The sequence below is a fragment of the Oleiphilus sp. HI0117 genome, assembly GCF_001635235.1.
The window spans coordinates 1-3,214 of record NZ_LWGA01001062.1; the positions used below are offsets into that span (position 1 = coordinate 1).

Genomic DNA, 3,214 nt, shown 5'->3' on the forward strand with positions numbered 1-3,214 from the left:
TCCGGTGGAGCCGCTTGTTAGTGCCATTTTTATGTATATGATGGTAATATACATAAATGATTAATTGGAAACAAATAAAAGGCTTTAATTGGGATGCTGGCAACGAAAGAAAAAACGTTGATAAACACAGCGTAAACCAGTTAGAGGCCGAACAATTATTTTTTAATGAGCCTTTATTACTGCTGCCGGACAAAAAGCACAGTGATAAAGAGCCCAGATACCATGCCCTTGGAATTACCGATGATGGGCGGCAACTACATATTACTTTTACACTGCGTGAAGATAACACTTTGATTAGAGTGATTTCTGCACGACCAATGCACAAGAAAGAGAGGAAATTTTATGAACAAGCATAAACAGCCTCCAAAGTTTAAAACAGAGGCAGAAGAACGAAAGTTTTGGGAAGATAATGATTCCGCTGATTACTTGGACTGGAGTAAGGCCGCAAAAGTAACAATGCCCAACTTAAAACCATCGACGAAAACAATTTCCTTGCGGTTACCTGAGTCTTTGCTTGAAAGCATTAAAATTGAGGCTAATCGAAGAGACATGCCTTACCAGTCCTTAATCAAATCTTGGCTTGCTGATGATGTTCGACAGAATCGCTTAGCTTCTTAAGAGCACTAACGCCCGCCTAAACGGAGGAGTAAAATTGGCGCGCCTTTTTGGCACAAAAAGCGTGACATATTTTACGGAGTCCGTTTGAGGCGCTGGTTATGTTGTTCTTCTTTGCTAGAAGTAGCAACTCGATAAATACAATAAACCACAGCCAAGCCGAAGCCTATTGAACCATTAAATATGTTAGCTAAACCCGCTGTAATAGCGACTGCCAAATGTATTTGTTTATTACGAAGTAACAACCAGCCTAGAGAAAACGACACTATAAAAATAACCGACGCAAGGAAGTAAGGCATGGCCAACATAGTAGCCATTTGGCTAATACTAATCTCTCTATCGCTGGCACCAGTTATGAGCGATAACAATTGATAAGAATCGATGAGCGAAAATATAAGACAATAAAGAGCATTTAGAATAATGCTCGCACCAAGTAACTTTTCAAATAGAGCTTTGTTCATAATCCCTCAAAAAACATAACGCCTTGCGAATGGGCGAGCGACGCGCAGCAAAGCGAGTCCAGCCCCGGGTGTTTTTCCGGGGCGATCATTGCGCAACTGGTTAGGTGATTGATTCACTTTTTGCCTCGATTTTATGACCGCACTTACAGCAATAAAAATACTTATAAGCGAATTCATTCGGGACAAGCCAGACTTTAAATTTGCTGCGTTTGCTCGTGAGCAATTTTACCACTTTACCTGAATGAACTAGAGCTCTTTGTTCGCATTCCGGACACTTAAAAAATGCCGTGATGATTATTGCCGACCAACCAAGAATAATTAATGCTGCTAGAAGCGGGATAAACAAGTTAATAGAAATGAAGATAACTGGAAGAACTAACCAAAATAATTTGGCCGCTATTGACGAGGCTAACCAATAGTAATTAGAGATACTTGTTCAATCTGGTAACCCCTATTTACACCTAACGCTTGCCTAAACGGAGGAGCGAAATTGGCGTGCCTTTTTGCGACAGCAAAAAGCGCGACACATTTTGCGGAGTCCGTTTGAGGCGCTGGTTATATTCATTTCTGATAAGGTGGAGGCGGTTCAGATTTCTCACGAATAAAACCATCTAAACCAATATAGTCACCTTCTTTAACTATACGGCGACAATATGCGAGGTATCTTTTACCTTTTTCAAGAACTACTGGAACAACCGGAAAACCATAAGTATAGGTATCATCGCATTTAAGCATTACAACATACTTACCTTCCTTCAAACCCACGTTAAAATGCATAGACTTCATCATGTTTGTAGTGATAACTTCTGTTGCGTTCTCATCTACGACTGAAACCACTGATGGTCTGTGCCTTACCTTCATAAATGGAATCTTCTCCATATCAATGAAGGCTAAGTCTAATATGCCAATATTATCAGGGTTGTATCTACTTGGTGGAGTTGCACAACCACCAACAAAAAGTGCAATTAGCACTGTAATAAACTTATTAATCACCTTTCTCCTTTAAGAATATAACGCCGCCATTTGCGGGATGAGTTTTATGGCGACGTTTATGCGTTTCTTTGCATAAACGGTGACAGAAAACGAAGATCCGAAAGATGGCCTGGTTATATGATTTTTGCTTTTAGTCTTTTGACCTTATGCTCTTAATTTATTGTTAAGAACTCAGAAACGACGCAATAAACCATACAATAATTTTTATTTTGTTTATCTGATTTTGACCACGATAAACCCTAAATTCTTACCTGAACTGTCAACGAAACCACCCATCAAAGTGACCCGATTACGCTGAGCAAAAAACTAATTTTTAGAACACTGAACCTTGATGATAACCTGACTTTATAAGAAGGCCATCTTTGCACAAAACTAAGAAAACCGCGTACAAGTGTTTGGTACTTTTGCGCATATAACGCCTGCCACAACGGCTTGGGTGAAGTGGCGGCGTTTTTGCGTCTTTTTGCAAAAACGGTGACAGTTTACCCAAGTCCGATTGATGGCACTTGTTATGTGTTTTCATTGAATTTAGGTCATCTATTGTAACCAATATCTGGGTTATTAGATTGATACTTGCGAATGAACTCTACCTCTTTGGCTGCTAGTTCAGACTCTTCACAATCTGGTGACTCCCAAAGTATCTGTTTACGTACTGTGTAATCTTTGCGTACCTCTTGAGGAAGCGTTGCAAAGTCTGCATTTACTGTATCCATATCCGGGCTGCCAAAATAACGATGGCTTCCGATGCTATCCTTGCCTATATATATTTTACCTGTGGGATTATAAGTAATTTTATAGATCTGTTTCATCTGCTCCGGAATTCCATTTTTTCACATAACGCCCAGCTCACCGGAGGAGCAAAATTGGCGTGACTTTTTGCTCCAGCAAAAAGCGCGACACATTTTGCGGAGTCCGGTGGAGCTGCTTGTTATAGCTTTTATTGGTATTCAAATTTGGTTTTAGCCTCACCAGTTTCATTTATAGTTAGTGTAAATGACTTCCAATCACCGCCAGTATGCGATTTCATAACTGAGTGAAGCTTAGGCACAACGGTATAGAGCCGCTCTCTTTCAGGTTTTACAAGTGCCTTTGAGACCCTTTTACCATCAATTACATAACTAAATTTGGATCCTATTGAACTACTA

6 protein-coding genes are annotated in these 3,214 nt (G+C 40.0%); 2 read left to right on the plus strand and 4 right to left on the minus strand.

Annotation, left to right across the window (positions count from 1 at the left end; translation table 11 throughout):
• Positions 1-56 precede the first annotated feature (56 nt).
• Together A3757_RS19005 and brnA are read left to right on the plus strand one after the other, a co-directional pair.
• Positions 57-356: a BrnT family toxin gene (locus A3757_RS19005; RefSeq protein WP_068511104.1), complete on the plus strand. Its 300-nt coding sequence runs from the start codon at positions 57-59 to the stop codon at positions 354-356.
• Positions 343-618 carry a type II toxin-antitoxin system BrnA family antitoxin gene (brnA, locus tag A3757_RS19010; protein WP_068510173.1) on the plus strand — a complete coding sequence of 92 codons (276 nt, stop codon included), beginning with the start codon at positions 343-345 and terminating at the stop codon, positions 616-618. The genes A3757_RS19005 and brnA overlap by 14 nt, the downstream gene beginning before the upstream one ends.
• 71 nt (positions 619-689) lie before the next feature.
• On the opposite strand, the gene A3757_RS19015 is transcribed toward brnA, so the two are convergent.
• The 4 genes from A3757_RS19015 to A3757_RS25310 all read right to left on the minus strand — a co-directional run.
• Positions 690-1,076 carry a hypothetical protein gene (locus tag A3757_RS19015; protein ID WP_068511467.1) on the minus strand — a complete coding sequence of 129 codons (387 nt, stop codon included), beginning with the start codon at positions 1,074-1,076 and terminating at the stop codon, positions 690-692.
• 561 nt (positions 1,077-1,637) lie between these two features.
• Positions 1,638-2,069, minus strand: coding sequence for a hypothetical protein (locus A3757_RS19020; protein WP_068511465.1), 432 nt, complete (start codon positions 2,067-2,069; stop codon positions 1,638-1,640).
• Positions 2,070-2,602: 533 nt separating this feature from the next.
• Positions 2,603-2,878 carry a hypothetical protein gene (locus A3757_RS19025; protein ID WP_068511479.1) on the minus strand — a complete coding sequence of 92 codons (276 nt, stop codon included), beginning with the start codon at positions 2,876-2,878 and terminating at the stop codon, positions 2,603-2,605.
• Between the two features lie 128 nt (positions 2,879-3,006).
• Positions 3,007-3,214 (minus strand): immunity protein YezG family protein (locus A3757_RS25310; RefSeq protein WP_156506421.1); only part of this gene is annotated, 208 nt, incomplete at its 5' end.